Raw genomic sequence first — 26,643 nt, 5'->3', positions numbered from 1 at the left:
TTGCTCCCACCGTGTTGGGAGGTTCCGCCATGTCCCAGACCAGTCAGAGATGGATATCTCTTTTGCAGGTGATCATGCAGCGGCTCGCGCTCTTTATCATCGTGGCGCTCGCAGGTTCGAGCCTTGTCTGGTGGGGAGCCGCGCTGTTCGGGTTGGTGCCGTGGTTGCAGCTTCAGATCGATACCGGCTCGGGAACCGCCGTTGAAGCGGGGATCGCGGTCCAGTCGGTGCTGTCGCTCCTGCTTGTCGGACTGTGTTTCTTCCTGCCGACGAATGCCAGGGTGATGCAGCTCGAGCGCTCGCACCGCGAGTTCAGCGTCTCGATGGGGGACGTCGCCCGGGCCTATCAGGCGGTGCACGCCGCGGATCGCGAAGGGGTATTCGCGCTCCAGAGCGAGTTCGACAGCGTGCGCGACCGGCTGCGCTATCTGCGCAAGCATCCCGACCTTAGGCATCTCGAGTCCGAGATCCTCGAGATGGCGGCCCAGATGAGCCACGAGAGCCGCGAACTGGCCGACGTCTACTCGGTCGAAAAGGTCGAGCGGGCCAAGTGCTTCCTTCGGCAGCGTCAGGAAGAGGCGCAGTTGTTCCAGGAACGCGTGCAGACCGCGCATTCGGTGTGCCAGGACCTCAAGCGCTGGCTCGAGAAGGTGGAGGTGGAGGTGGCCATCGCCCGCTCACAGCTGCAACGGCTCGAGGACGATTTGCGCGAACTTTTGCCTGCGATTGGCCTCGACCTCTCCAGGAAACCGCTCTCCGAGGCAGAGCCTCTGCTGCCGCGCATCGCGGCGGAGTAGGCCGGCTGCGGACCCTGCAGCCCGGATCCGGACTGTTGCAGGCACAAAGTCGCTTCAACAGCGGCCAAAGCCGGCAGCGGAAGGCGGCGCTGGCGAATTACTGGTCAGTGATCGCGTTCAGCCGTGCGGCGCAGATCAGGTCGTTTTCGGTCAGCCCATTGGCAGCATGAGTGGTGAAGGTCACTTCGCAGTAACCCCAGCCAAACCGCACGTCCGGATGATGCCCTTGGTTCTCGCCCAGCCATGCGGCCAGGTTCGCCATCTGCACAGCGCGCGCGAAGCCCTTGAATTCCCATCTACGGGAAACCGCTCGTCCATCAGCGGCGGACGTCCACCCAGGCAGCGCGGCAACGGCCTTCTCGGCCGCGCCGACGTCCATTGGCGACATGGCACCAGTGCAGGGAGTGCAGATGCGGGTGGCAAGATCGCTCATCCGGCCAAGCGCGCCCGCTAGTCGTCCGGCAGCACCGCCATCGGCCAGGCCCGCCGCGATCAGCTGTGCCTGGCCGGAAGCGGCGGCGAGCGGCGTGCGCAACTCGTGCGCGGCATTCGAGGCGAACTGGCGTTCGGACTCGATGCGTGCGCGGATCTGGTCCAGATAGCCGTCCAAAGCGTGCGGGATGGGTGCCAGTTCGACCGGCAGATCCGGCGCGGTCACCGGCGACAGATCTCGCGCCGAACGCCCCCGCAGCATCTGCGCAAAGCCTGTGGCAGGACGCAGGGCGGAAGCGACCGCCCCCCGGACCGCCCACAGTGCCGCTAGCAGCACGGGCAGCATCAGGGCTACCAACCATAGAAGGCTTTCCAGAAGCTCGTCGCGCCGCCATTCGTCGCTTTGGCCAACCTCGACGATCACGCCCCCTGCGGGATCGGACAGGCGAAACACCCGCCAGCCCGCGGCATCATGCCCGCCATCTTGCGCCTGGGGCGGCCAGGGTGCGGATGCGACCTGCGCCCCAGCCTCGATAATTCGCATCGTGCCGCTGGATTGCGCCACGGGCCCCATATCCGCCCCGCCCTCATACAGCGCCAGGGTAAGACGGGCCGAGCCTTCGAGGGTCTGGTCCATCAGTTCGGACATCTCATGCGCTATGACCACGGCAGCCAGCCCGACGCCCGCCAGCCAGCTGACGCTGGCCCCCAACACGACGCGCTGCACCAGCCGTCCGCGCAGAGACCAAGCCCGCGTCACGGGATCAGGTATCCCAGGCCCCGCCTGGTCTGGATAGCGTCAGCCCCTATCTTGCTGCGCAGGCGCGAGACATAGACCTCGACTGCATTGCCCTCGACCGCGTCGCCGTAGGCGTAGAGCCGATCCTCGAGGACCTGCTTGGAAAGCACCCGGCCTCGTGCCGACAGCAGCGCGTCAAACAGCGCCCATTCGCGCGAGGTCAGGCGGATCTCGTCCGCGCCCCGGAACAGCCGCGCACCGGCGCGGTCCACTTTCAGGGTGCCCACATAGCTCTCGGCCGCTGGGTCACCCGACGCCCGGCGGCCATGCGCGCGCAGCCTCGCCGCGATCTCCGCCAAGTCATAGGGCTTGACGACATAATCGTCGGCCCCCGCATCTAGCCCCGCGATCCGTTCGGAGATCTGGTCGCGGGCGGTCGCGATGATGACCGGAACCCGGTTCTTCCCGCGCCGCTGGTCGCGCAGAAGCGTCAGCCCCGACCCGTCCGGCAGAGCGATATCTAGCAGGATTGCGTCAAACTTCGCCACGTCCAGTGCGGCCTGCGCGGTGCCCAGATCTGGCGCATGATCGACGGCATGGCCCTGCGCACGTAGGAAGCGCGCCAGCGCATCCGCAATGTCGGCCTCGTCCTCGACAAGCAGCACGCGCATGGCGCTCCCCTTCTAGCTATGCCCCCAGATGACGGGATGACGACGCCGGATCAACGCAAATTGCTGATCACGGCAACGTGGGGGAGGGCAGCGCCTCTGTAAGACTGCTGCAAGCTTGGCGGGATTTGTCGGGTTTCATCGACAGACAGCAGGTGACCCATGACATTCATCGACCCTTGCAGCGCCACCGTTAGCCATAATGCGGGTTGAGCTGCTGGACTGGCGGGAGCCCGGGTGGCAGCCCGCCGCCGCCATGATCGAGGACCATTTTCGGGCAACCCATGGCGCGCGGATCACCGTCCCGGCCTTGCGTCTCGCTGTCGCGCGCGCCGCCGATGGGCGTATCCTGGGCGCGGCAGGGCTGCGGGACGCGGCGTGCGGGTTCTTCTCGCAGGTTTATATCGACCGCCCCGTAGACGAGGTGCTGACGCGTCTGGCGGGATGCGCAGTCGCCCCCAAGGACGTCCTCGAGGTCGTCTCGATGGCTTGTCCCAACCCCGCCGCGACGCTGCCGCTGATTGAGGCGATCACCGCCGAGGGGCGCCGCCTCGGGGCAAGCTGGGGTCTATTCACCGCCACCGGCCCGCTGATGCGGCTGTTGCGCCGGACGGGAGTGCCACTGCTGCCGCTGGCGCCGGCGCAGCCTTGCCGGTTAGCCGATGCCGCCCGGTGGGGCAGCTATTACCAGACCGATCCCTGGGTCTGCACGCTGCAGGAGTGTGCCGAACCGCTGCGTTTCATGCCCCGCAGGGGCACCACCCAGACCGGAGCGCATCCTGAATGACACCGATCTTCAACGCGCTCGCCCGCCATGCAGAGGACCGCCCGGACGCGAGGGCTTTCCGCGATGGCGCACGCAGCGTCAGCTGGGCCGAACTGGCAGAGGCCATCGCCCGCGCCGCAGCGGGCTTCGCCGCCGGCCCGCGCAGGGTGGGGCTGCGCCTGACGGGCCTTAATTATGTGATCGGCGATCTGGCCGCCACGCTGGCCGGATGCAGCGTCGTGCCGGTGCCGGGCTTCTTCTCGGCCGGCCAGATAGCGCATCTGCTGCGGGATTCCGGCGCGACCCTTGTGGATCGGCTGCCGCGGATGAGCCGTTCGCAGCCTCTGGCCTATTCAGGCGGGGCCGAACGGGTCATCTATACCTCGGGGACCACGGGGCGGCCCAAGGGGGTCGTGCTGGGCGACCGGCAGCTGACGGCCTCTGCCTTTGGACTGGCGCAGGTTATCGGTGCGGGCCCGGAGGACCGCTATCTGTCGGTCCTGCCGCAGGCCCAGCTGCTGGAACAAATCTGCGGAATTTTCCTGCCGATCCTGGCAGGCGCCGAGACGATCATCTGCCCCCCGGACGCTACTGGCCTGTTCACCGGTGACGGGCGGAAGCTAGCGCGAATGGCGACCCTGTTCCGCCCCACGGCGACCGTGCTGGCCCCGCGCCAGCTAACGCTGTGGGTCGCGGCGCTGCGAGGCGGGGTGCGCGCTCCCGACGGTCTGCGCTATGTCGCCGTAGGTGGTGCGCCCGTCTCGCCTTCCCTGATCGCCGAGGCGCGGACACTGGGTCTGCCCGTGGGCGAAGGTTATGGCCTGTCCGAGGCCTGCTCGGTCGTCGCCATGACGCCTGCCGACGCGCAAGGCGGGTCTGCCATGGTGCCTGTCGAGGGCGTCGATCTGCGGATCGACGATGGCGAGATCGTCGTCGGAGGGCCGACCGTCATGTCCGGGTATCTGGATGGCACGCCCCATTCGGGGGCATGGCGGACTGGCGATCTGGGCCGCATCGAGGAGGGCCGCCTGGTCGTCATGGGACGCCGTGACGCGATGATTCTTCGCGCCTCGGGGCGCAACATCGCCCCGGAATGGGTCGAGGCCGCGGCCTTGGCCGACCCGGCCGTGCCTGCCGCGGCCCTGGTCCTTCTGTCCGACGACCGGCTGGTCCTAGTGCTTGCGGCAACCGCTGCCCCCGACATGGGGGCGCTTGTCGCGCGGCTGGTGCAATTACCGCCCTATGCCCGTCCCGAGGCACTGGTCATGGCCGACCCGCGCCATGCAGGGCTGATCCGAGCCTCGGGCACGGCCGACCGGCAGGTCGCGCGCCAGATCGCCAGTGCCGCCGGCGCGCTGATGCCCGTCCCCACACCCGGGGTAGCAGCATGACACGCCGAACGGTCCTGATAACCGGTGCCGGATCGGGCATCGGGCGAGCGCTGGCTGTCGAAGCGGACCGGCATGGTCACCGCGTGATCTTGGTCGGCCGCCGGCCAGAACCGCTGGCGCAGACCGCGACAGGGTTGCGCGACGCCCGGGTCCTGACCGCCGACGTGACCACCGTCAAGGGGCGCGCAGCCATCGCGGCGGCGGCTACGGAAGCCAGGCTGGACATTCTCATAAACAACGCGGGGGTCGTCCCATCGGGCGCCCTGAACGTGCTGGAGGACGGCGACATCGCAGCGACCTTGGCGCTGAACGTCGCCGCGCCCATTGCACTGACGCGCGATCTTCTAGGCCCCTTGACCGCGAGCCGGGGGCAGGTCGTCAACGTGGGGTCGGTGTTCGGGGACATCGCATTCCCCTATTTTGCCGCCTATTCCGCGTCGAAGTTTGCCCTGCGGGGCTTCTCGGACGCGCTGCGGCGGGAGCTTGCGCCGCGCGGGATCGCCGTCACCTATCTGGCGCCCCGCGCCACACAGACGCAGGCGGCACAAGGCTTTGCCCGCCTGGTCGGCCCGATGGCCATGGCGCTGGACACTCCCGAGGCCGTCGCCGCCCATGCGTGGCGCGCCATTGCCACGCGTCAGCGCGAACAGTTGCCCGCTTCGCGCGAGCGTCTGTTCGTCGCCATCCAGCGCCTGCGTCCGTCGATCGTCGACCGTGTGCTGATCCGTCTCGCCCGCGACCCGACGGTGATTGCCGCCGCCCGCGGCAGCCTTTCCCGACCATGAGGATATCCATGACCTACAACATCCTGCGCCACAGAGATCACCCGGGGGGCCTCGCCGATCCCGCCCTGCTGAACCGGGTCCGCGACGATCTGGCCCGCGACGGCTGGACGCTGCTGCGCGGATTCGACCCCGAGATGGAGGACTTTTCGGCCCTCGTCACCACCCTCTGCCGCCGCGTGACCTTCGACCCGGCCCGCAAACACGCGACCGCGACCACACAGATGGTCGATGCGGGCCTTGGCCCGATCGGCCTGCATATCGAGAACGGCAACAGCCCCCGATGCCCCGACATAGTAGCTTTCTTTTCGCAGAACGCTGCCTTCGAAGGCTCCCAGACCACGATCTGCGACGGGCGCGCCGTCTGGGACCGTTTCGACGACGAGCTGAGGGCGCGCTGGTCGCAGCGCATGACAGTCGAGCGCCTTCTGCCCGAGGCGTTGTGGAAACGCTATCTAGCCAACGAGCACCCCGCCATCTCGGAGCCGGGCGAGGTGACGTTGGAACACGTCATGCAATTCAAGGCCGCCATCCCCGACCAGGACTTCGACCTGCATGACGACGGAACGCTGACCTATCGGCTGACCGTCGATCCGGTGCGCCCATCAGCTTTCGGCGGCGGGGCTCGCGGCTTTGCCAATGCGATCCTGGGCCCGTCCCACAACTATCAGCCGCCGCGCTATGCGATGGCCGACGGAACCGATGTGGCCCCGGACGAGATCGAGGAGATCCGCGATCGGGCCGAAGAGGTCACCCACGAGATCAACTGGCAGGACGGCGACATTGCCGTTCTGGACAACACCCGCGTGATGCATGGCCGCCGCGCCATCGCGGACGCGAACCGCAACCTGTTCATCGGCATGGGCATGATCTGACATGGAGACGCAAATGACCCGCACCCTTCCCCTTCTGACCACGATTGCTAGCTTGACCTTGGCTGCGCTGGCCCCGGCGGCAATCGCCGCCCCCGCCGGCAGCGTGCCGGCCTCCGGCCGGCTGGCCTTTGACGTCATCCGCAAGGGCCGCGACATCGGCGACTATGTCGTGACGTTTCGCGGCGCCGGCAATGATCTGACCGTAGGCATCGCCACCGATGTATCGGTCAAACTGCCGGTAGTCGGCGTCAGTGCCTATCGCTTCACGCAGGCCAGCACCGAGACGTGGCGCGGCGGACATCTGGCCGGGCTGACCTCGCGCACCGATGACAACGGCACCGCCCATGACATCACCTTGGGTGCCACCTCGCTGATCCCGGCCAGCCTGTGGAACGCGGATATCGTGCAGTCATCGCAGGTCCTGAACACCATAGACGGCAGCACCGATGCGATCAGCGTCAGCAGCCTGGGGCTCGACACCGTCACGACCGGGTCGGGCACTGTCCGGGCCACCCATTATGCGCTGCGCGGCGGATTGGATCGTGACCTGTGGTATGACGGTGCAACCCTTGTCCATGTCCGCTTCACCGCCGAAGACGGCTCGCAGGTCGATTACGTGCTAAGGTGACCGGCGCATATTCTGGGGGAGCGTGACGAGGCGCCACAGCGCCATGGACCCGGCCAGAGGAGCTTATTCCACCCCGCTTAGCACCGCCTCACATCGGTCGCCGGCCGGACCCATCGCACTGCGTGTGGAACAGTCCACCCCGCTCGTTAGCCACGAGGTTCCGACCAGTCACCGTCGATGCGGCTCCCCCGCGAGCCGCATCAAGCTCGTCCTTGCCCGTCTGCTTAGACACGCGTCGCTGTGACAAGCACTGCAACCTGCTCGTCAAGAAGGCGTCACAACGTCGTTTGTGACGTTAGGCAGCCCGCGTAGCATTGGGCTCGTCCGCATCGTCTCACAGGCTGTCGCAGATGTCCTGAAGGACAAGGATCTCGCGTCATCACGAACGGGCGGCGGTCTCGCGCCTGCGAACAGCCGTCAGGTTCGCGATCTCGGACGGCCGCCCGCCGGTGTTGACCATAGCCAGCAGGATCGCCCGCGCCTCTTCGTTCAACCCGTCGAGCGCGCCTTGCGCCAGAAGCTTGTCCTGGATCCATCCGGACGAGAACGGTGGTCGCTGCCCTGCCATCTCTGCCTTGAACCAGAGCCCGTCCCGCGGCAACACGATTCCAGACGCTTCATTCGCACGGCGGTTTTCAGCAGAATCCGCGGCGGACCAGAAACCGTGCAAGCATTCGATCGACCGTCGCATACAGGGCAAGCGACAGCGCCACGACCACGATGAGAGCGGCGAACATCAGGTCAGTCTTCATCCGACCGTTGGCTTGGAGCATCAGCGCGCCGAGCCCGCGCGCGCCGCCGATCCATTCGCCAATGACGGCGCCTACCGGAGCATAGATCGCTCCCAACCTGACGCCGGAAGCCAGCCTTGGCAGCGCCGCGGGCAGGCGCAGATGGCGCAGCATTGCGCAGCGCGAGGGCCCCATCGTGAGAGCCACGTCCATCTGCGCCGCCGGCGGCGCCATCAGCCCGTCGTAGAGCGCCTGGGTCACAGGCACGAACACGATCAGCACCACCATGGCGATCTTGGGCGCGAGGCCAAAGCCGAGCCAGAGCGTCAGGATCGGCGCCAACGCGAAGATCGGGATCGCCTGGCTGACGATCAGCGCGGGGGCGAGCGCCCGGCCCACTGGTCTCCACGTCGCCATCGCCAGCGCAAGGGCGATCCCCAGTGTCGCACCAAGCGCCAAGCCGATCAGCGTCTCGCCCGCCGTATATGCGGCGGCCTGCGCGATCGCTGTTCGCGAGGCGATCAGTGCCTGCATCACCGGCCTGGGACCCGGCAGGAGATAGGTCGGCAGCCCGGTCAACCACACCGCCGCCTGCCACAGCGCCAGCACTGCAAGCATCCCCAGAGCCGCCCTCGTCACGCGATCAGCCTGCCGGTCAGCCTGGCCTGTGTGGCCAGCACATCGGGCGCGTCGTGGCGGCGGGGAATGGGGCCTCGGGGCGGAGGCTGCTCGGAGAGTCCCTCGGGCGTCATGACGACGATCCGGTCGCCCAGCCTTGCCGCTTCCGCGGGGTCATGGGTGACGATCAGCACCGTGCGACCCGTAAGCAGCCGCACTGCCATGTCGCCGATCAGCAGCCGCAGCCGCACGTCGAGCGCCGAAAACGGCTCGTCGAGAAGCACCAGCGGCCTGTCCTCGGCCAGGGTGCGCGCCAGCGCAACCCGCTGCCTCTGCCCGCCCGAGAGTTGCGCCGGCAGGCGGCCAGCGGAACCCTCCAGTCCCACTGCCTCTATCAGCCTCGCGGTCCGGGCAGGAGCCTCCGGCTCGCCCCGCAGCCTTGCGCCGAGACCGACGTTCTGCGCCACCGTCAGCCACGGCAATAGCCCCGCGTCCTGCCCCATCAGCGCCGCCGGCAAGCGTTCAACCCTGCCGCGGAACGCGACACCAGTCGGAAGGCCAGCCAACAGCCGGAGCAGGGTGGACTTTCCCACGCCGGAGGCGCCCAGCAGGCAGGTCACGCTCAGAGGAGGCAAGGTCAGGTCGACGGGGGCGAACAACCCCGGCGCCTCGCCAGTAACGCGGACCGAACGCGGGGCCGCCGTCATGCCCGGTCTTGGCCCCGGAGTGAGACCTCAAGCCGCGTGGCCCGGGATACCACGCAGGGCGCGAGCACGGCAAGCAGGGTCAGGAAGTCGCCCGAATAGCCTGCTTCCAGAACGAAATGCGTATAGGCGAGGTTCTCTGGCGATTCCTCCGCGGCCTCGCGCGCGGCGGCGTCGATTCTCTCGGACGCGCAGACGTCCAGATGCAACGCCATCTCGCCGTCCACGAGGGGGTGGACGGTCGCCAGGCAGGCGCGCATCTCGTCCAGCGTCGCGGCCTTGACCACCCACAACCCCCAGTCACGGCTGAAGTGGAGGAGGAAGGGATAGTCTTGCATGAGACAGGTCAGAAAGGCCGCGCGCGACAGCGTCCCCTCGCGCAGCCCTTCGACGAGGACATAAGTTGTGCAGTCGTGCCATGTGCCGGCGCTGGCATCCCGCCAAGCGGTGAAGCACCGACCGTATTGGGGGGCGTCAGGCAACGCGCTCATTCCGCCCCCGGATCGATCGCCAACTCGTCCACCGGGAGAATCTCGGGGACCATTCCGGCTTCCTGCAGGAAAGCCTCGAAGCGCGCATAGCGGCCATGATCGAGCGCCGCCGGCGAGGTGGCGAAACGGCCGAAGGTGTCGTCCCAGGCGGCGGTGTTCAGCGCGTCGCCGAGATCAGGAGCGTGACCCGCGAACAGCCGCTTCGCGTCTGCCGGATGGTTCAGCATGTATTGCGTGGCCTGTTCCAGCGCCCCGAGGAAGCGGTTGATACGGTCACGGTAGAGGTTGTCGCGATGGGCCACGAATATCAGCTCGTCATAGGCGGGCAGGCCCTCCTCCTCCACGAAAAAGCACTTGCCCTCGCCGCCGGCGATCTTCATTTGCGTCAGTTCGAAGTTGCGAAAGCCGCCGATGGTCGCATCGACCTGGCCCGACATCAGCGCGGGCGTCAGCGACCAGTTGACATTGACCATCTCGACATCACCGGGCGTCAGCCCGGCGTGCTTCAGCAGCCCGGCGACGACGGCCTGCTCGATTCCGCCGACGGAGAAACCGATCTTCTTGCCCTGAAGGTCTGCCATGGTCCTGACCGGTCCGTCCTCCCTTACCATGAGGCAGCTGAGCGGCGTTCCGATCAGCGTGCCCACGCGAACCAGCGGCAGCCCCTCATGGACCTGCAGATGCAGTTGCGGCTGATAGCCGACGGCCAAGTCAGCCTTGCCTGCCGCGACCAGCTTCGGCGGGTCGGCGGGATCGGCGGGGGACACGATCTCGACCTCCAGGCCCGCGTCGGCGAAGAAGCCCTTTTCCTCGGCCAGAATGATGGGCGCATGGTCGGGGTTCACGAACCAGTCCAGCATCAGCGTCAGCTTGTCGGCGGCCAGCGCCGGGCTGGCGGTCAGCAGCAGCGCGGCGGCGCAGGCGCTGCGGAACAGTGGGGTCATGTCGTGTCTCCGGTGGCGATCAGGGCGATCTCGTTGGGGTAATGCGCGGCGGTCGCACGGGCAGCGCGCCAGGCCCGCAGTCCGCTGCGGCAGGCGAAGACCGCGCGTGCGCCGACGGGTGGGGCGGGGGGCGCGTCCGCGTCGCCCCGCAGCGCATCGGTCGTGACCGGAACGGGGGCCTCGTCCATCCCGCGCAGATCCACCACCCAGTCGCCCGGGCCGATCCAGTCCGGGTCGATGAAGCGGAACCCGCCCTCCGGCTCGAGGGCGCCGTCGAAGCGAAACCCGCCCCAGCGCAGCCCCGGCGCGAGCGTCACAAGCTGGCCCAGCGGTGAGGGCGAAAGCCCCAGCAATACCGATAGTGCCATCTGCGCCTGCATGGCGCCGAGCATGCCGACGATCGGCCCCATGATCCCGGCGGTGGCGCAGGTGGCGGCGCGGTCCGGCAGGTCGGGGAAGATCGCGCGCAGGCTCGGGGCGCCGCCGCAGAAGCCCCCGGCATAGCCCCCCGTGCCCAGTGCCGACGCCGAGATCAACGCCACGCCTGCCGCGAGGCAGGCATCCGAAAGAATGTAGCTGACTGCGAAGCTGTCCGCGCAGTCGAGCACGATCGACGCCTCGGCGATCAGGGCGCGGGCATTCGCCGGGGTCAACGCCTCAGGCCGCACGGTGACGCTGATGTCGCCGTCGAGGGCGGCGACGAAGGCCGCGGCCGATGCAGCCTTGCCCCGGCCTACCCGGCCCGCATGGATCGGCTGGCGGTGCAGGTTCAAGGTCTCGACCCCGTCCGGATCTAGGATGGTCATCGCACCGACTCCGGCACCCGCCAGATACATGATCGCGGGCGACCCCAGCCCTCCCGCGCCGACGACCAGCACATGCGCCTGCGAGAGTCGAACCTGGCCCCGCACCCCGATCTCCGGCAGCGCAATCTGGCGTGCATGGCGTGTCACGGGGCACCTCCGTTTGCTGCCGTCGCGACAATCCATTCCCGCATCCGCGCATCCGGGTCGGCGTTCAGCGTGATGTCGGTCACGGCTGAGACCACGTCTGCGCCGGCGGCCAGCGCTGCGCGGCCGCGTTCCGGGCTCAGGCCGCCGATGGCGACCAGCGGCACATTGCCCGTCCGGCGCTTCCACTCCGTGACGCGGCCCAGCCCCTGCGGCGCCCAGGGCATCTTCTTCAGGATGGTCGGCCAGACCGGGCCCAACGCGACATAGTCGGGCGCGACCGACAGGGCACGGTCCCGTTCGGCCTCGTCATGGGTCGAGACGCCGAGCTTCAGCCCCGCGCGCCGTATGGCGGCAAGATCGGCGCCGTCCAGGTCCTCCTGCCCCAGGTGCAGCCAGTCGCAGCCGAGGTCGATGGCAATCCGCCAGTGGTCGTTGATGACCAGCAGCGCGCCGGCACGGCGCGCCATGTCCCGGGCGCGCGCGATCTCGGTGCGGGTGAGATCCTCCGGGTGGTCCTTGATCCTGAGCTGGATCAACCGCGCACCGGCGACAAGGCTGCGGGCCACCCAGTCAGCGCTGTCAAAGACGGGATAAAAGCGCGGCAGGGTCACGACAGAAACGCCTTGCCGATCACGGGAGTCGAAGGCGTGGCCATTTCCCGGGGCTCCATCGGGTCGGCGCGGTGTGCAGCCTTTCCCGCCTCGGCGGCCTGCGCCATGGCGCAGGCCATCATCACCGGGTCGCCCGCCTTCGCGACCGCGGTGTTCAGCAGGATCGCGTCGAAGCCCAACTCCATCGCCGCCGCCGCGTGGCTGGGCAGGCCGATCCCCGCATCGATCACCAGCGGCACATCGGGAAAGGTCGCGCGCAGGGCTTTCAGACCGTGCGGGTTGTTCAGCCCGAGGCCCGAGCCGATCGGCGCCCCCCAAGGCATCAGAACCTGGCAGCCTGCTGCAAGCAGCCGCTCGCAGACGGACAGATCCTCCGTGCAATAGGGAAAGACCTTGAAGCCTTGGCCGGTCAGTTCCCGGGCGGCCTCGACCAGCGCGAAGACGTCGGGCGAGAGCAGATCGGCATGGCCGATCACCTCGAGCTTGATCCAATCGGTGCCGAGCAACTCACGTGCCATCTGCGCCGTCGTCACCGCCTCCTTCACCGAATGACAGCCGGCAGTGTTGGGCAGCAGCCGCACGCCCAATGCTTCGATCAGCCGCAGGAAGGCCTGCCCGCCCCCCGCCTCACGCCGGAGCGACACCGTAGCGATACCAGCCGCCGAGGCCCGGAATGCCTCGGCGAGGATCGTCGGGCTGCGATACTGCGCGGTGCCCAGCATGAGGGGCGAGGCAATCTCGGTGCCGTAGAAGACCGGCATCTCAGCCCCCCTGCATCGGCGCGACGACTTCCAGCGCGTCACCCGGGGACAGGAGCGTCGTCGTGCGCATTGACGCCGGCACGAAGTTGCCGTTCAGCGCCGTTGCCACCCGCGCTTCGGCAAGTCCCTCGACCGCCAGCGCATCGGCGACGCTCTCGGCATCGATGTCGCGCGGCTGCCCATTAATTTTCAGTTTCATGCCAGAACTCCGGTTTTTCCCCAGTGTCGATGTGATCGGCAATCTGCAGTGCGACCGCGGGGGCGAGCAGATAGCCGTGCCGGTAAAGGCCGTTCGCATAGAGGCGGTCGCCAATCCGCCCGATCCGAGGCAGGTTGTCCGGGAATGCCGGCCGCGCGTCCGCGCCCAGTTCGAGGATCTCCGCCTCGCCGAAAGCCGGGTGCAGTGCGTAGGCTGCGCTGAGCAGCTCCAGCACCGAACGCGCAGTCACCGCCCCAATCCGGTCGCTCTCGATCATCGTGGCGCCCAGCATGTAGACCCCGTCGCCACGAGGAACGAGATAGATCGGCACCCGCGGATGCAGCAGTCGCACCGGCCGCGCCAGCTTCACTTCGGGACAACGCAGCACCAGCATCTCGCCACGGACTCCACGCAGCTCCGGCAGGATGTCGCGCGCGGAAAGCCCGCGGCAGTCGATGATCCTGCCGGGGTCGTCGGGCAGTTCGGCGGTCAGCGACACTCCTCGCTCGGCGAGGCGTGCAAGCAGCCGGGCCATGACCGCCCGCGGGTCGAGGTGCGCTTCGCTCGGAAAAAACAGCGCCCGGTCGAACCGCCCGGCCAGGTCGCCCTCCATCTCGGCGAGGCGGTTGCCCCCAATCTCCTCGTAGCCCTTGGTGCGGCGGGCAAAACGGTGGAGTTCGCGCCGATCGCGGCCGAGGGTCAGGACCAGTGTCCCCGCGCGAGTGACGCCGCCGGCATGGCGTTCCCACCAGTCGATGGCGGTCCGGCCGTGCCGCAGCACCGGCTCCTCGGCGTTCTCGAACTCGCACCAGGGCGCGAGCATGCCGCCCGCCCACCAGGAGCAGCCCTGCTCGCCCGGGCCGAGCGCCGGGTCCACGAGCGCCACGGCATGGCCGCGGCTCGCCAGCTCGGTCGCACTGGCGAGGCCCATGACCCCGGCGCCGAGCACCGTAATGGCTTGCCCCTTCGCGCCTACCGTCACGCCGTCCACCATTGGTAAAAATGATGCACCGGGCCATGGCCGGAACCGACACGAAGCCCGTCGGCCGCGAGGATTGCGCCATGTAGCCACCCGTGGGCGCGGGCGGTGGCCTCGGGAACGCTCATGCCCTGCGCGAGCCCCGCGGCGATGGCCGAGGACAACGAGCAGCCAGTGCCATGCGTGTTGCAAGTCGCGATCCGCCGGGCGGCAAAGTCGCGGTATTCCGGCCCGATCAGCCGGTCGATGCATTCCTCCCCGCCGGCATGTCCGCCCTTCATCAGCACCCACTGCGGACCCAGCGCCCGCAGCGCCTCCGCTTGCGCGAGGGTTCCGGCCGCGTCGGTTACGACCGCGCCGGCAAGAAGCCGGGCCGCCTCGGGCAGGTTGGGTGTCAGCACGGTGGCGAGCGGCAGCAGCCGCTCCTTCAGGGCGGCGACCGCCTCGTCCTCGATCAGCCGGTCGCCGGATTTGGCAACCATCACCGGATCGAGCACGATCGGCACCGCGCAGCCCGCCAGCGCCTTGGCGACCGCGAGCATCGCGCTGACCGACCCGAGCATCCCGATCTTGACCGCACCGATGTCGAGATCATCCATAACCGCGTCGATCTGGGCGCGGATCATGTCGGCCGAGACGCCTTCAACACGCGCGACGACGCGGGTGTTCTGCGCGGTGATCGCGGTCAGAACGCTCGCTCCATAGACGCCGAGCGCCGAGAACGTCTTGAGATCGGCCTGCACGCCGGCACCGCCGCCGCTGTCGGACCCCGCGATGGATAGCGCGATCGCCATTTCACTCCCTCCAGACGGAGGTCATGCACGCATGAGGAAAAGGGGGGCCGCATCAAGTCGCGGCATGGCCCGTTCCCTTCGCCGGCATGACCCGGATCAGGTTCGATGGGTGCTGTGCCTGGCACATCTCAGCCCCGAACGGGGCGCCCCAACGAGCATTCCTCGAGAGGATAGAGGTTCTGGCCCGCGAAACAAGCCGTCATGACCTGGATGGCGATGTCGAATGCTGCACGGCCCCTGTGTTTCGAGCGCCTGCCGCCACCGACGGCTTGGTTGTGTGCGGATTCTAATAGAAAGGGCGGACCGTCAGCGGCCTAGCTGCTGAGGTCCCCAACCCTTCGACCAGCATCTCAAGAGGCGTCGCTGCACCGCCGGTGACACTTCGGAACAGCAGCCCGGTCGACACGGTGGCGGCCGCTAACTCCGCGCTTCAGTTCTGGGTGACGAGGCATCGGCAAAGGATGCCGGCCCGGCCAGGCGGCGGCCGCGTCGATGTAGCTCTGGATGGGCAGGTCCTCGTCGTTGTGTTCGGATCATCGTCGGGGTCACCAGCTTCCGCGGCCATCTGATGGCGCCGGCACATTCGAATTTGAGCTTGGTCGACGGTGTCGCACGCCATCGCCAGCATAGCGATTCGCTGGCGCAGACTGCGCTCTAGCATTGGTTCTGGTCTCTGTGCCGGATGTCCTCCCAGGATAAAGGGAACTCATCCCATCGCTGCCGCAACTCCCCTCCGCTGCGCCCGCTTCCGGTCTGCGCGCGTGATCCATAGCGCGAGCGCCACCCACGAGAGCAGATAGAGCGCTCCCAGGGACAGGATGACCAAGCCGGGGATTGGTCCAACGTCGGCTCGGTCCACGAAGTCCTCGACCGACGCCACTGGGGTCGGATGCACGATCAGCTTTCCGGCAAAGGCGATCGTCTGAATGAGCAGGATCCACAGATAGTTGTTGCGCACGCGCCGCGCGACCGCCGTGAGATAACTCACGTGATATTCGGGCCTGTCGTAGTCCGTCGCCAGAATCTCCTGCCAGCCCTCCTCGGTGCGCAGGTCGCCGTCTCGCAGTATAGGCACAAAGAGGTGTCTTTCGATCCAGCGTGCCCGTCCTCGCCAGACGTTGAAATAGCGATATCGCCGCGCCTCAAGCGTGAGAAACAGCATGATCAGAATGCCTACCAGCATCAAAGGCAGGGGCGAGGCCTCAGGTGTGGAGAAGGTGATGGACAGTGCCACACCGAGGGTGACCACCGACCAGTTGGTCGTGGTGTCGAGGCGGGTGCGCCAGATGGTGGAGCGGTAGACCTCGCCCCGGTAGAGGTGGGCCAGCGCGCCGATCTCCGCCGCGCTGAACTCTTGCAAATCCGTTGACTGACGCTTGGTGGCCATCGGTCGGTCCTCCGTTTCGGTGCTGCGTCGAAGGACGCGCCTGCATGCCCTCAGGTCAAGTCGAGAAGGCTCGCTTTGAACAGGGACTCCATGAGATCCTGGATATCTGACGGGACCCACGAGGTTTCAGACAGGTCACAACTAACCTGTCACGGGATTTTTCCTGCACCTGCGATTAGAGACCGGCCCAAGGAGAGGGCAGCGGCGCCGAACGGCTAGTCCAGACCGCAGAGCTCGTGATGACGAAGATACGATGTCCGAAGGTCTGTCCCGATGATCGAAATCAATGCAGCGCTCCCCCGTGCCGTGCCAAGTGGTGCATATGGAACTGCCCTTCACGCAGGACGCCTTCTTTGCGGTGTTCGGTCGGTATAACACCACAATCTGGCCCTTGATCGCTCTTTTCTACTTGCTGGGCGGCGCTTCCGTAGGGTTGCTGTTCCGCCCCAGCAGGGCTGCGTCCACTTTCGTCACGCTCACACTTGCCTGCATGTGGCTCGTCAACGGCGTGGGCTACCACTGGACCTTCTTTCGCGCGATCAACCCAGCTGCCGTCCTATTCGGGGCGATCTTCGTGCTGCAGGCCGCTCTGCTCGTCTTCGTTTCGCTGCGCAAAACTGATCTGCGCTTCACGACGCGACGAGATGCGCGCACGGCCGTGGGACTGTTCCTGATTCTCTTCGCCGCCGTGCTCTATCCCCTTTGGGGTTGGTTCGCCGGCCATCTCTGGCCGAAGATGCCGGCGTTCGGTGTCGCCCCTTGTCCGACCACCATCTTCACGATCGGTATCCTGCTGATGGGCTCCTGGCACGTGGTGCGATGGCTGCTGATCCTTCCCGGTATCTGGGCTGCGGTCGGGGGCAGCGCGGCAATCCTCCTGGGTGTCCCGCAGGATTTCGCCTTGCTGGCCGCGCTGGTGCTCTTGATCCTGTTTGCGGTTGCACGGCTTGCCGGCGTCGGCCTGGCTCGTCATGGCGACACTGAACCCGTGTCCTGATCCACGAGCGATTCAGAGCTGCCGCGCCCAGCGGGGGTGCTGGTCGTCAACGACGAACGGATGCGCGTGACGCCGTTCACCTTTGAGATGGGGGTGGTCCAGCGGCAGGTTGTCATGCGTATGCTCGAGGATCTCGGGATCCTTCCTTGGCCAGAGGCAAAGTGCTGACAAGGCGCCGACGCCCGCCAGTGCCGCCAGCGTCCCGAGGGCCACCACCGGCCCGAACTGCGTCATCAGCCAGCCGGAGAGCGGATAGGTGACGAGCCAGCAGGCATGGCTGAGCGCAAACTGGGCGGCGAAAAGCGCAGGGCGGTCTTCCGCATGCGCAGATCGGCGCAGGAGGCGGCCGGAGGGCGTGAGCACCGCCGAGTAGCCCAACCCCACCAGCAGCCACGCGCCGAGGAGGACGGGCCAGTTGAGCCCAAGGGCGGCGACCTCTCCGGCCAGGACGAGGAGCGTCAGCACCATGAGCGCGGCGCCGGCGACCATCACCGGCCGGTCCGGCATGCGGTCGAGAAGTCGCGGCAGCACCAGCGCCGCCATCATCGATCCGGCGCCGAACGCGAACAGGGTCCAGGCCAGCGCGGCCTCGTCCAGACCCAGCGTGCTGCGCACCAGCACGACGGAGTTGACCAGCACCATGGCCCCGGCCGACGCGGCGGCGAGGTTCAGCGCCAGCAGCCCGCGCAGCCGCGGTGTCGCGAGATAGATGCGGATGCCGCGGGTGGTGCGATCGTAGATGCCCCGCGGCTCCGACGCCTTGGGGCTCGGCAGCAGCACCGAAACCACGAGCAGCGCCGAGGCCACGAACCCCACCACGGTGCCCAGGAACAGGGAATTGTAGCTCATGACCGCGAGCAGCAGCGCGGCAAGCGTCGGGCTGACAATGTTCTCCAGGTCATAGGCCAGACGCGAGAGCGACAGCGCGCGTGTATAGCGCGCCTCCTCGGGCAGAACGTCGGGGATCGTCGCCTGGAACGTCGGTGTAAAGGCGGCCGAGGCGGATTGCAGCAGGAAGATCAGGACATAGACCTGCCAGATCTCGGTGACGAAGGGCAGGCAGAGCGCCGCGCCCGCGCGCACGACGTCGAGGCCGACCAGCAGGGCGCGGCGGTTCACCCGGTCCGCGAAGGCCCCTGCGATGGGCGCGATGCCGACATAGGCCACCATCTTGATGGTGAAGACCGTGCCCAGCACCATCGCGGCCCCGTCGCCCGCAAGGTCATAGGCCAGAAGCCCCAGCGCGACCGTTGCCAGTCCCGTGCCCAGAAGTGCCACGACCTGTGCGAGGAAGAGATGGCGATACGTTCGATCTGCGAGGATTTCGAGCAAGGGGAGCCTCAAAGATAACGACAGATGGTCTTCAACTCCTCGCGGTCCGCGATTCAGCGAGGAGGGCCAGACCACTGAATACCGGATGTAGGTCGAAGGCGGACGGGTCAACGTCGATCTGCACAGCCAGGGGTAGCAGCCAGTCTGTGGTCAATACGAAAAAGAGCGGATCCACTGGGTCGGAAGGCGATGTCGTCTCAAGACGCGAGGATTATCTGTCAGCAAGCATGACTGCTTCAGGCGAGCCCCGCGAACTCAAGGGCAACTCCAGCCAGCGCGGAACAGCTGAGCACCGCGACCGCACCCAGCCTCAGGAGGAACACGGCCACGAGTGCTGCCAAAGCGAGTCCGGCCGCCGCGATATTCAGCGTGGTCGCGACGGGCACGTCGAGGTCGAGACCGAACGTGGTGACCGTTCGCGCCTCCTCGAAGACGACATGCAGCCCGAACCAGACAGCGAGGTTGAGGATCACCCCCACCACTGCCGCCGTGATCGCGGTCAGTGCAGCAGTGAGCACCTGATTGTCGCGCAGCCGTTCGATGAACGGGGCACCAAGGAAAATCCAAAGGAAGCACGGGGTGAACGTCACCCATGTGGTCAGCAGCCCGCCCAGCGTGCCCGCCGCCAGCGGCGATAGCGCACCCGACTGACGGAAGGCACCCATGAAGCCCACGAATTGCGTCACCATGATCAGCGGCCCGGGCGTGGTTTCCGCCATGCCCAGCCCGTCCAGCATCTCGCCGGGGCCCAGCCAGCCGAAGTTCTGCACCGCCTCCTGCGCAACATAGGCCAGAACCGCATAAGCGCCTCCGAAGGTCACCACCGCCATGACGCTGAAGAACCCGGCGATCTGCGCAAAGGCACTGGCCGGGCCCAGAACGGCGAAGAGAAGAGCGACGGGAGCAAGCCAGAGCGCCAGAAACACAGCCGAGATGCGAAAAGCCCAGGCACGATTGACCTGCGTATGGTCGGGCGACTCCTCGCCCAGCAGCGTGTCCGCGTCGTCGATCTGCAGCTTCCCTACTTTGCTATGCCCGGCCTCTCCCCGGAACGCGGGGAGACCCGCTCTGGCGCCGAAGAACCCGATCAACCCCGCCACCAGGATGATGAGCGGAAACGGCACCGCGAAACCGAAGATCGCAATGAACGACACGGCGGCAATTGCGATCATCGCACCGTTCTTCAAGGCGCGCGACCCGATGCGGATGACCGCCTGCACGACGATCGCCAGCACTGCGGCCTTGAGCCCGAAGAACAGCGCCTCGACCGGCCCGACATTGCCATAGAGCGCGTAGATCCAGCTGAGCGCCATGATCGCAACGACGCCCGGCAGCACGAACAGGAGCCCCGCGATGATGCCACCCAGCGTGCGGTGCATCAGCCAGCCGATATAGACCGCAAGCTGCATGGCCTCTGGGCCGGGCAGCAGCATGCAATAGTTCAGCGCATGCAGAAACCGCCTCTCCCCCAGCCATTTCTGCTCCTCCACAAGGATGCGGTGCATGAGGGCGATCTGACCCGCCGGGCCGCCAAAGCTCAGCAGGCCGATACGGGCCCAGATGCGGGTGGCCTCAGCCAGCGTGGGGTATGGTCGGTCCTGAGTCATGCTGCCTTCGGCTCGGGGCGTTGAGCGGTTCTCGGTCTCGTCGCCTGCATTCCCAGGGAACCGGAACACATGCTCATGACCCATGATCGTCTATTCCCGACCGGGTGGGGCGGGAAATCTGTGACCTCCCCGATCAGGTCCCACCCGACCGGCTCATCGGTGCTTGCTAGAACCGAGGTGTCATCACCAAGCAAGAAAGAACACCGATGGACAAACCCTTCAGCGATACCGCGGCGGCCCGGCTTCTCAGGGAGCGCCTCCGCGATCTCCGGGGCATCAAGACCCAGGCCGAGGTGGCGAAGCAGGCCGGGTTCCGGAACGCCAACTTCCTTTCGATCCTGAAATCCGGCGGCTCCAAGATCCCGCTCGACCGGGTGCCCGATCTCGCGCGGGCGCTCGATGTCGATCAGGCTTACCTCATGCGGATGGCGCTCGAACAGTCGATTGGTCCCGCGGCGGCCGCTGCCGTGCTTGCGACCTTCGGCACGCCCGTGAGCGCGAACGAACTCGGCTGGTTGGAGGAACTGAGGGACGCCTCCGATCACACCGACCCGCGGCTGACGACAAAGTCGCGGGCAGCGATCCGGGGAATTTTCGGGAAGTAGCAGACGCCCTGCGCGACCGCCGATTTGTCCCATTACCTGCTACCCTTGGAGCAGAGCGACTCGCCAGAGAAGCGGCTTGATTCAGGACAAGGCGGCAGACGAGATGACATGCAAGCTTGCGCATGGATCAGGGGCGCTCTGATGATCGTCACCGTCCCGCCTGGAAATGCCAAGCAGGCGCAACGAAAGCAGGCACTGTCTACAGCCGATGCCACGCATGGAAGTTGATGCATGAGCGTTTTCAGCTGGATGAACGACGACCTGCTGCGCATGGTCTGGCTTGATGACCTGGTCGAGGCCAGCGTTGGGGCAACGGGTCTTGATCCTGCGTCGCGTATCGGCGGGTCGGTGCAGTTCTTCGTCTACGACGTGATCAAGATCTTCATCCTGTTGTCGGTGCTGATCTTCGCCATCTCTTATGTTCAAAGCCATTTCCCACCCGAACGGACGCGCGCGATGCTGGGCGGACGCTCCGGTCTCGGCGCCAACATTCTTGCGGCGCTTCTCGGCACCCTGACGCCATTCTGCTCTTGCTCGTCGATCCCGCTGTTCATCGGGTTCACGGCTGCGGGATTGCCTTTGGCGATCACCTTCTCCTTCCTGATCTCGTCACCTCTCGTGGACCTTGCCTCGGTGATCCTGCTGGCCTCAATCTTCAACTGGCCGATCGCGCTGGCCTATGTCGCGGTCGGGTTGGTCGTGGCGGTGGTCGGCGGGACGGTGATCGGTCGACTTGGGATGGAGGGTCAGGTGGCCGAATTCGTGCGGACGGTTCCGGTATCGGGCGACGTCGCGACGATGACCCGGAGTGGTGGGCGGTGCCGGTGGCGGTTACAATTGGCATTCCCATGTATGCCGACATCTTCGGCACTCTTCCGATCGCCGAGGCGCTGGTGGGCAGGGGCGTGGGCCTCGGCACGGTGCTGGCGCTGATGATGGCGGTGACGGCGCTGTCACTGCCGTCGATCATCATGCTGAAGCGAGTGGTGAAGCTGCCGCTGCTGCTGACGTTTGTCGGCGTCGTCACGGCGGGCATTCTGACGATCGGCTTCACCTCCAACGAGGTCACCCACTGGTTCATCTGACAGGAGGCTTACAATGATCATCAAGATCCTGGGTTCGGGCTGCAAGAAGTGTCTCGCACTTGGCGAGAATGCCAAGGCAGCGGCCGCCGCGGCGGGCAAGCAGGCCGAGATCGTCAAGGTCACGGATGTGACGGAGATTGCCCGCTATGGCGTGATGTCGACACCGGGTCTGGTGCTGGACGACAAGGTCGTGTCCACCGGCAAGGTGCTGAGCGCCGAGGAGATTGGAAAGCTGATCTGATGGATGGAGCATCCGCGCCCGACTTGAACACACACACACGACACTGAGCGCGAGGGGGCGTTCCCGGTCCACCGCGAATTGAAGGGTTGCAAAGATGCGAACACTTCCGATTGTCTGGCAGCGGCTGGTCAGCGCGCAAGGCACTACCTGTCCACGGTGCCCTGGAACGGGCGAGGAGGTCCGACGCGCCGTCGCGTAACTGCGGGCGGCGCTCGAGCCCTTGGGGATCTTGCCCTTGCTTGAGGAGCGGGAAATCGATCGGGGGGCATTCACCAAGGAGCCGCTGCAGTCGAACCAGGTTCTGATCGCCGACAAACCTCTGGATTACTGGCTCGGCGGCCAGACTGGCAGCAGCCGCTGCTGCAACGAATGTGGCGACGCGAACTGTCGCACCCTCGAGGTGGAGGGGCAGAGCTACGAGATCGTGCCAGAGTCCCTTGTGGTCAGAGCCGGACTTGCCGCCGTGGCGCGTTTGGCGGCACCGTCGTGATCACCCCGCGGCGAGGGCGGGCTGACGCTCGTTGAGCAAGCACCCATAACGGGCCGGAACGCTTCTCACCAGCGACATCGCCTGTCGTGCCGACCGGACTGTTGGTGTGTCCCGAGGAGGCGTCGCAAGCTCGTCCTTGCCCCTAGGCTCATGCAGTGGTTCGCGATGTGGACAAGCGATCGAATCGCACGCCCCGGCAGACAACAAGCAGATTCGAACGGGAAGGAACAGATGGATGATCCGGACAGCAGCGGCTGGCCAAACTGTTCCGGAAATCAGAGGCGGTGGGGTGTTCCGGTCGAAATTGCCTGCCTGACTTATCCACTTGATATTTATGGATAAATCATACTGGTCGGAGCGAGAGGATTCGAACCTCCGACCCCCTGCTCCCGAAGCAGGTGCGCTACCAGGCTGCGCTACGCTCCGACCTTAGGGCGGGCACGTAGCCTGCGGCACAGCGGAATGCAAGACGTGGTCCGTGCAGTCGCCCCAATATCCGGAACCGGCCGCCGCCCCCGGTCGAGATCGGCACGTTGCCCACGATGCCTGAGGCCGTCACGGGAGTGAACGGCCGGCGCCGCGGGCCTGACGCAGCGGAGAGGTCCGCGTGACACCAGGACCGCGTCATGTGCCGTAGAGGCCATGCTGCCGACTGTCGCCCCGCGCCCCGGCGGACGGGACTCACCCGAGTGCGCCGAGCGCCTCTACGATGCGGTCGCCCATCTCGGTGGTGCTGACCGGTGTGCCACCCTCGGGACCCATCAGGTCCGCGGTGCGCACGCCGTTGGCCAGAACCCGTTCGACCGCGCGTTCCAGCAGGTCCGCCTCGGCCCCCTTGTCGAATGAATAGCGCAGCGCCATCGCGAACGACAGAATGCAGGCGATCGGATTGGCCTTGCCCTGCCCGGCGATGTCGGGCGCCGATCCGTGGACCGGTTCGTACAGCGCCTTCGGCCGGCCGTTGGCCATGGGCGTGCCCAGGCTCGCCGATGGCAGCATCCCCAGCGACCCGGTCAGCATCGCCGCAGCGTCGGACAGGATGTCGCCGAACAGGTTGTCGGTCACGATCACGTCGAACTGGCGCGGATTGCGGACCAGTTGCATCGCGCCGTTATCCGCATACATGTGGGTCAGCTCGACATCCGGATATTCGTTGTCGTGGACCCACTGGACCTCTTCCCGCCACAGGATGCCGGATTCCATGACGTTGGCCTTTTCCATGGAACAGACCCGGTTCCGGCGCCGCTTGGCCAGTTCGAACGCCGACCGCGCCACCCGCCGGATCTCGCCCGAGGTATAGCGCTGGGTGTTGATGCCGACACGCCCGCCTTCGTTGTCCGGGTTGTTGTCGTCGGGATGGATGCCGCGCGGCTCGCCGAAATACACGCCCGAGGTCAGTTCGCGCACGATCAGGATGTCGAGCCCGGCCACGACCTCACGCTTGAGCGAGCTGAAATCCGCCAGCGCGTCGAAGCACTGGGCCGGGCGCAGGTTCGCGAACAGGTCCATCTCCTTGCGCAGCCGCAGCAGCCCGCGTTCCGGTTTCACGCTGAAGTCCAGATTGTCGTAGGCCGGTCCGCCGACCGCACCCAGCAGCACCGCGTCCGCCGCCTGCGCCTTGGCCATCGTGGCGTCGGTCAGCGGGGTGCCATGCGTGTCATAGGCGCAGCCGCCGACCAGATCCTCGTCGATCGAAAAGCGCATTCCCCGGTTGCGGCCGAACCAGTCGATCACCTTGCGCACCTCTGCCATGACTTCGGGGCCGATGCCGTCGCCGGGCAGGAGAAGAAGGGAGAACGCATCGTTCATGCTGGGTCCTTTCGCGCTGTTGCCCCGGCCTAGACGGGCGGTTTCGCCGGGTCAAGCTCACGCCGAAGTGGCTTGCGATTCGGCAGAGGCTGGGGCGGGATGCAGCCCGATTGAACTGAGGGGAAACGGCATGAGGGCTATCCTTGCAGGGGTTCTGACGGCCGCCGTGGGTGCAGGCGCCGCGGGCCTGACCGCGCATCCGGCCCACGCCGATGGCGGGATGACGGTGCAGTTGCCGGATGTATCGGGCCTTCCCGAGGAGGAGGCAAAAGCGCTGCTGTCCCAGCTGGCGCAGGTCAACGTGATCACGTCCAACTGTCCCGGTTATCCGATCAGCGATGCGGAATGGACGCTGGTGACCGGAACCAGCGACCGGCTGGCGGCCAGGCTGGGACTGGACCCGCAGGCGTTCGACAGCACCTATTATGGGCCGGCCTTCAAGCTGCTGGACGATCCGGACGCCTGTGACCGGGTCGGGCCCACGGCGGGACAGCTGATCGACAGGCTGGTGGCGCTGGGGGGCGGGACCACGCCGATCAACCAGTCGCAGTGACCCGCGCGAACTGCCTCACGGCAGGGCCAGATCGACCCACACCAGCCGGTGACGGGAGGCGGTAGCGGCATCCTGCGCCAGCGGCTGGTCCGGTGCCGGCCACAGCACGCCTGAGTCGGTGACCGTCAGGCCGCGTGCCGGCAGGATCATGTCGACCCGCAGGCTTCCGGGCCCATCCGCCGCCGCCCACTGGGCCGTGTCGCGCGCGGGATCGCCTTTCTGGATCGCGTTGGCGCCCGTTTGCGGCGCCAGGCGTCCGCCGCCGCTGACCGGCGCGGGATCCTGCACATGCGGCAAGAGGCGGTCGAACGCCTCGCGCCGGCCCTCGCCGTCCACCGGGTCTAGGTTGAAGTCGCCGAGGATCACGAACGGCGCGTCGGGCAGGTGCGATGCCCAGAAGACGATCTCGTCATGATTGCGACGGCCGTTGCGATCCGTCACCGGCTCGTCGAAGACCGGCGGCGTGGCGGAGAAGGCCAGCAGACGCAGCGTCGTCGCGCCCACCGTCACCGGAACGTCCCAATGCGCGGTCGAGGACAGCCGCTGCACCGCGGCGACAGCCGCGGGGGTCTGTGGCATCAGGTTGCCTTGTTGGTCGCGCCACAGCACGGCGCTGTGGTCGGTCACGGGGCCAAGCGGCAGGCGGGACAGGATCGCCATGCCGCCCTGGCCGGTAAAGAGCCCGAACCCCTGCGCGTCGTCGCCGGTGCCCGTGCGCCCGTCGCCATCCAGATCCAGCCCGGATGGCACGCCGCTGTTCGGCTGCGCCGCGAAGCGATGGGGATAGGACGCCCCGGCCTGATCCAGCAGCATCGCGAATGCCTGCAGCGCGATCCCGTCGTGGTCCCAGTCGAAACCGGTCAGCAGCAGCACATCGGCATCGGCCGCCTGGATGATCCGGACCGCCGCGGCAATCTGGTCATCCTTGCCAGACCGGATGTCCTTCAGCAGCAGACCCGGTCCCTTGCGGCTCAGATCGGGTGACCAGGTCGCGACCCGCAACGTCTCGGCAGCAGCCGGGCCGGCCAGCAGGATTAGCAGCGCCGTTGCGCGGATCAGACCCAAGGGCGCGACTGCGCAGCCTGCTGTTCATAGCTACTGATGGAGGCCGCCTTTTCGAGCGTCAGCCCGATGTCGTCCAGCCCGTTCAGCAGATTGTGCCGGCGGTGCGGGTCGATCTGGAACGGGTATTCGGTCCCGTCGGCGCCGATCACCACCTGGTTTTCCAGGTCGATCGTCAGCCGCGCATTCGCCCCGTTTTCCGCATCGCGCATCAGCGCGTCGACCGCGTCCTGCGGCAGCGCCACCGGCAGGATGCCGTTCTGGAAACAGTTGTTGTAGAAGATGTCGGCAAAGCTGGTCGAGATGACGGCCCGTATGCCGAAATCCTTCAGCGCCCAGGGCGCGTGTTCGCGCGAACTGCCACAGCCGAAATTGTCGCCCGCCACGATGATCTGCGCGTCCCGGTAGGCGGGCTTGTTCAGCACGAAATCGGGGTTTTCCGACCCGTCGGGGTTGTAGCGCATCTCGTCGAACAGGTTCTTGCCCAGGCCCGACCGATGGATGGTCTTCAGGAACTGCTTGGGGATGATCATGTCGGTGTCGATGTTGACCAGTGGCATGGGCGCCGCGATGCCGGTCAGGGTGGTGAACTTTTCCATCATGTGTCCCTGC

The 26,643-nt window shown here is 66.8% G+C and carries 31 protein-coding genes, 1 tRNA gene, 1 pseudogene and 1 riboswitch; of the genes and pseudogenes, 13 read left to right on the top strand and 20 right to left on the bottom strand.

The features are described from left to right. Positions 1-29: 29 nt before the first annotated feature. Complete coding sequence (locus Q0938_RS10885) at positions 30-797, top strand: DNA repair protein (RefSeq protein ID WP_299362035.1); 768 nt, start codon at positions 30-32, stop codon at positions 795-797. 97 nt (positions 798-894) lie between these two features. Here the strand turns inward: Q0938_RS10885 and Q0938_RS10880 are convergent, their stop codons facing one another. After that, on the bottom strand, positions 895-1,956 hold the full coding sequence (locus Q0938_RS10880) for a 4a-hydroxytetrahydrobiopterin dehydratase (protein WP_299362033.1): 1,062 nt from the start codon (positions 1,954-1,956) through the stop codon (positions 895-897). A 29-nt stretch (positions 1,957-1,985) separates the two neighbouring features. After that, on the bottom strand, positions 1,986-2,639 hold the full coding sequence (locus tag Q0938_RS10875) for a response regulator transcription factor (RefSeq protein WP_299362030.1): 654 nt from the start codon (positions 2,637-2,639) through the stop codon (positions 1,986-1,988). A 199-nt stretch (positions 2,640-2,838) separates the two neighbouring features. On the opposite strand from Q0938_RS10875, the gene Q0938_RS10870 reads away from it, so the two are divergent. Genes Q0938_RS10870 through Q0938_RS10850 form a run of 5 tightly spaced genes read left to right on the top strand, consistent with a single transcriptional unit; the run spans position 2,839 to position 7,078 of the window. Beyond that, positions 2,839-3,423 (top strand): thermostable hemolysin, encoded by a 585-nt coding sequence (locus Q0938_RS10870; protein WP_299362027.1) that lies wholly within the window; start codon positions 2,839-2,841, stop codon positions 3,421-3,423. Then, on the top strand, positions 3,420-4,793 hold the full coding sequence (locus tag Q0938_RS10865; RefSeq protein WP_299362025.1) for an AMP-binding protein: 1,374 nt from the start codon (positions 3,420-3,422) through the stop codon (positions 4,791-4,793). Before Q0938_RS10870 ends, Q0938_RS10865 begins: the two co-directional genes overlap by 4 nt. After that, positions 4,790-5,578 carry an SDR family NAD(P)-dependent oxidoreductase gene (locus tag Q0938_RS10860; protein WP_299362023.1) on the top strand — a complete coding sequence of 263 codons (789 nt, stop codon included), beginning with the start codon at positions 4,790-4,792 and terminating at the stop codon, positions 5,576-5,578. Before Q0938_RS10865 ends, Q0938_RS10860 begins: the two co-directional genes overlap by 4 nt. Before the next feature lie 8 nt (positions 5,579-5,586). Continuing rightward, positions 5,587-6,450, top strand: a complete 864-nt coding sequence (locus Q0938_RS10855; RefSeq protein WP_299362020.1) for a TauD/TfdA family dioxygenase — start codon at positions 5,587-5,589, stop codon at positions 6,448-6,450. A 13-nt stretch (positions 6,451-6,463) separates the two neighbouring features. Then, positions 6,464-7,078, top strand: a complete 615-nt coding sequence (locus Q0938_RS10850; RefSeq protein WP_299362017.1) for a DUF6134 family protein — start codon at positions 6,464-6,466, stop codon at positions 7,076-7,078. A gap of 379 nt (positions 7,079-7,457) precedes the next feature. Here the strand turns inward: Q0938_RS10850 and Q0938_RS10845 are convergent, their stop codons facing one another. The 12 genes from Q0938_RS10845 to Q0938_RS10790 form a co-directional block, all read right to left on the bottom strand. Beyond that, a complete protein-coding gene (locus Q0938_RS10845; protein ID WP_366942749.1) occupies positions 7,458-7,646 on the bottom strand; it encodes a hypothetical protein in 189 nt (62 codons plus the stop codon). 67 nt (positions 7,647-7,713) lie between these two features. Further along, positions 7,714-8,427: an ABC transporter permease gene (locus Q0938_RS10840; protein WP_299362113.1), complete on the bottom strand. Its 714-nt coding sequence runs from the start codon at positions 8,425-8,427 to the stop codon at positions 7,714-7,716. Between the two features lie 17 nt (positions 8,428-8,444). Next, the gene (locus tag Q0938_RS10835; protein ID WP_299362014.1) at positions 8,445-9,134 is read right to left on the bottom strand and encodes an ATP-binding cassette domain-containing protein; all 690 of its coding nucleotides are present in this window, start codon (positions 9,132-9,134) and stop codon (positions 8,445-8,447) included. Further along, positions 9,131-9,613: a hypothetical protein gene (locus Q0938_RS10830; protein ID WP_299362011.1), complete on the bottom strand. Its 483-nt coding sequence runs from the start codon at positions 9,611-9,613 to the stop codon at positions 9,131-9,133. The genes Q0938_RS10835 and Q0938_RS10830 overlap by 4 nt, the downstream gene beginning before the upstream one ends. 5 nt (positions 9,614-9,618) lie before the next feature. Further along, on the bottom strand, positions 9,619-10,566 hold the full coding sequence (locus tag Q0938_RS10825) for an ABC transporter substrate-binding protein (protein WP_299362009.1): 948 nt from the start codon (positions 10,564-10,566) through the stop codon (positions 9,619-9,621). Further along, a complete protein-coding gene (locus Q0938_RS10820) occupies positions 10,563-11,519 on the bottom strand; it encodes a ThiF family adenylyltransferase (protein ID WP_299362007.1) in 957 nt (318 codons plus the stop codon). Before Q0938_RS10820 ends, Q0938_RS10825 begins: the two co-directional genes overlap by 4 nt. Next, positions 11,516-12,130 carry a thiamine phosphate synthase gene (locus Q0938_RS10815; protein WP_299362005.1) on the bottom strand — a complete coding sequence of 205 codons (615 nt, stop codon included), beginning with the start codon at positions 12,128-12,130 and terminating at the stop codon, positions 11,516-11,518. Before Q0938_RS10815 ends, Q0938_RS10820 begins: the two co-directional genes overlap by 4 nt. Then, entirely contained in the window at positions 12,127-12,891 is a 765-nt protein-coding gene (locus tag Q0938_RS10810; protein WP_299362002.1) for a thiazole synthase, read from the bottom strand. The genes Q0938_RS10815 and Q0938_RS10810 overlap by 4 nt, the downstream gene beginning before the upstream one ends. Before the next feature lies 1 nt (position 12,892). Continuing rightward, the gene (gene thiS, locus Q0938_RS10805; protein WP_299361999.1) at positions 12,893-13,090 is read right to left on the bottom strand and encodes a sulfur carrier protein ThiS; all 198 of its coding nucleotides are present in this window, start codon (positions 13,088-13,090) and stop codon (positions 12,893-12,895) included. Beyond that, positions 13,074-14,084 carry an FAD-dependent oxidoreductase gene (locus Q0938_RS10800; protein WP_299361997.1) on the bottom strand — a complete coding sequence of 337 codons (1,011 nt, stop codon included), beginning with the start codon at positions 14,082-14,084 and terminating at the stop codon, positions 13,074-13,076. The genes thiS and Q0938_RS10800 overlap by 17 nt, the downstream gene beginning before the upstream one ends. Continuing rightward, a complete protein-coding gene (thiD, locus tag Q0938_RS10795) occupies positions 14,069-14,863 on the bottom strand; it encodes a bifunctional hydroxymethylpyrimidine kinase/phosphomethylpyrimidine kinase (RefSeq protein ID WP_299361995.1) in 795 nt (264 codons plus the stop codon). The genes Q0938_RS10800 and thiD overlap by 16 nt, the downstream gene beginning before the upstream one ends. A 56-nt stretch (positions 14,864-14,919) precedes the next feature. After that, positions 14,920-15,024, bottom strand: a riboswitch (TPP riboswitch). Between the two features lie 545 nt (positions 15,025-15,569). Then, positions 15,570-16,250, bottom strand: a complete 681-nt coding sequence (locus Q0938_RS10790; protein ID WP_299361993.1) for a DUF2270 domain-containing protein — start codon at positions 16,248-16,250, stop codon at positions 15,570-15,572. A gap of 322 nt (positions 16,251-16,572) precedes the next feature. Here Q0938_RS10790 and Q0938_RS10785 point away from each other — a divergent pair, with 322 nt between their 5' ends. After that, the gene (locus Q0938_RS10785) at positions 16,573-17,247 is read left to right on the top strand and encodes a DUF6064 family protein (protein WP_299361990.1); all 675 of its coding nucleotides are present in this window, start codon (positions 16,573-16,575) and stop codon (positions 17,245-17,247) included. Between the two features lie 12 nt (positions 17,248-17,259). Here the strand turns inward: Q0938_RS10785 and Q0938_RS10780 are convergent, their stop codons facing one another. Next, the gene (locus Q0938_RS10780; RefSeq protein ID WP_299361988.1) at positions 17,260-18,579 is read right to left on the bottom strand and encodes an MFS transporter; all 1,320 of its coding nucleotides are present in this window, start codon (positions 18,577-18,579) and stop codon (positions 17,260-17,262) included. 236 nt (positions 18,580-18,815) lie between these two features. Further along, on the bottom strand, positions 18,816-20,186 hold the full coding sequence (chrA, locus tag Q0938_RS10775) for a chromate efflux transporter (RefSeq protein WP_299361985.1): 1,371 nt from the start codon (positions 20,184-20,186) through the stop codon (positions 18,816-18,818). A gap of 206 nt (positions 20,187-20,392) precedes the next feature. On the opposite strand from chrA, the gene Q0938_RS10770 reads away from it, so the two are divergent. The 5 genes and pseudogenes from Q0938_RS10770 to Q0938_RS10750 all read left to right on the top strand — a co-directional run bounded on the left by Q0938_RS10770 (position 20,393) and on the right by Q0938_RS10750 (position 22,607). Further along, complete coding sequence (locus tag Q0938_RS10770) at positions 20,393-20,791, top strand: XRE family transcriptional regulator (protein ID WP_299361982.1); 399 nt, start codon at positions 20,393-20,395, stop codon at positions 20,789-20,791. A gap of 231 nt (positions 20,792-21,022) precedes the next feature. Then, positions 21,023-21,724, top strand: a complete 702-nt coding sequence (locus tag Q0938_RS10765; protein WP_299361979.1) for a permease — start codon at positions 21,023-21,025, stop codon at positions 21,722-21,724. Next, a complete protein-coding gene (locus Q0938_RS10760; protein WP_299361977.1) occupies positions 21,640-21,876 on the top strand; it encodes a permease in 237 nt (78 codons plus the stop codon). The genes Q0938_RS10765 and Q0938_RS10760 overlap by 85 nt, the downstream gene beginning before the upstream one ends. Positions 21,877-21,889: 13 nt before the next feature. Further along, positions 21,890-22,117, top strand: coding sequence for a thioredoxin family protein (locus Q0938_RS10755; RefSeq protein ID WP_299361974.1), 228 nt, complete (start codon positions 21,890-21,892; stop codon positions 22,115-22,117). 94 nt (positions 22,118-22,211) lie between these two features. Further along, positions 22,212-22,607 (top strand): annotated as a pseudogene (locus tag Q0938_RS10750) (DUF2703 domain-containing protein). A 349-nt stretch (positions 22,608-22,956) separates the two neighbouring features. On the opposite strand, the gene Q0938_RS10745 reads toward Q0938_RS10750, so the two are convergent. Both Q0938_RS10745 and leuB read right to left on the bottom strand, forming a co-directional pair. Next, positions 22,957-23,033 (bottom strand) — tRNA-Pro (locus Q0938_RS10745). Positions 23,034-23,288: 255 nt separating this feature from the next. Further along, the gene (gene leuB / locus Q0938_RS10740) at positions 23,289-24,416 is read right to left on the bottom strand and encodes a 3-isopropylmalate dehydrogenase (RefSeq protein ID WP_299361971.1); all 1,128 of its coding nucleotides are present in this window, start codon (positions 24,414-24,416) and stop codon (positions 23,289-23,291) included. 130 nt (positions 24,417-24,546) lie between these two features. Here leuB and Q0938_RS10735 point away from each other — a divergent pair, with 130 nt between their 5' ends. Continuing rightward, positions 24,547-24,969: a hypothetical protein gene (locus tag Q0938_RS10735; RefSeq protein WP_299361969.1), complete on the top strand. Its 423-nt coding sequence runs from the start codon at positions 24,547-24,549 to the stop codon at positions 24,967-24,969. Positions 24,970-24,984: 15 nt separating this feature from the next. Here the strand turns inward: Q0938_RS10735 and Q0938_RS10730 are convergent, their stop codons facing one another. Together Q0938_RS10730 and leuD are read right to left on the bottom strand one after the other, a co-directional pair. Continuing rightward, positions 24,985-26,034 carry an endonuclease/exonuclease/phosphatase family protein gene (locus tag Q0938_RS10730; protein ID WP_366942748.1) on the bottom strand — a complete coding sequence of 350 codons (1,050 nt, stop codon included), beginning with the start codon at positions 26,032-26,034 and terminating at the stop codon, positions 24,985-24,987. Further along, entirely contained in the window at positions 26,025-26,630 is a 606-nt protein-coding gene (gene leuD, locus Q0938_RS10725; protein WP_299361967.1) for a 3-isopropylmalate dehydratase small subunit, read from the bottom strand. Before leuD ends, Q0938_RS10730 begins: the two co-directional genes overlap by 10 nt. Positions 26,631-26,643 lie beyond the last annotated feature (13 nt).

It is taken from the genome of uncultured Paracoccus sp. (assembly GCF_947496875.1).
Taxonomy (GTDB): domain Bacteria; phylum Pseudomonadota; class Alphaproteobacteria; order Rhodobacterales; family Rhodobacteraceae; genus Paracoccus.
The sequence above is the reverse complement of the archived record's forward strand: the minus strand, read 5'-3'. Positions and strand labels throughout refer to the sequence as shown.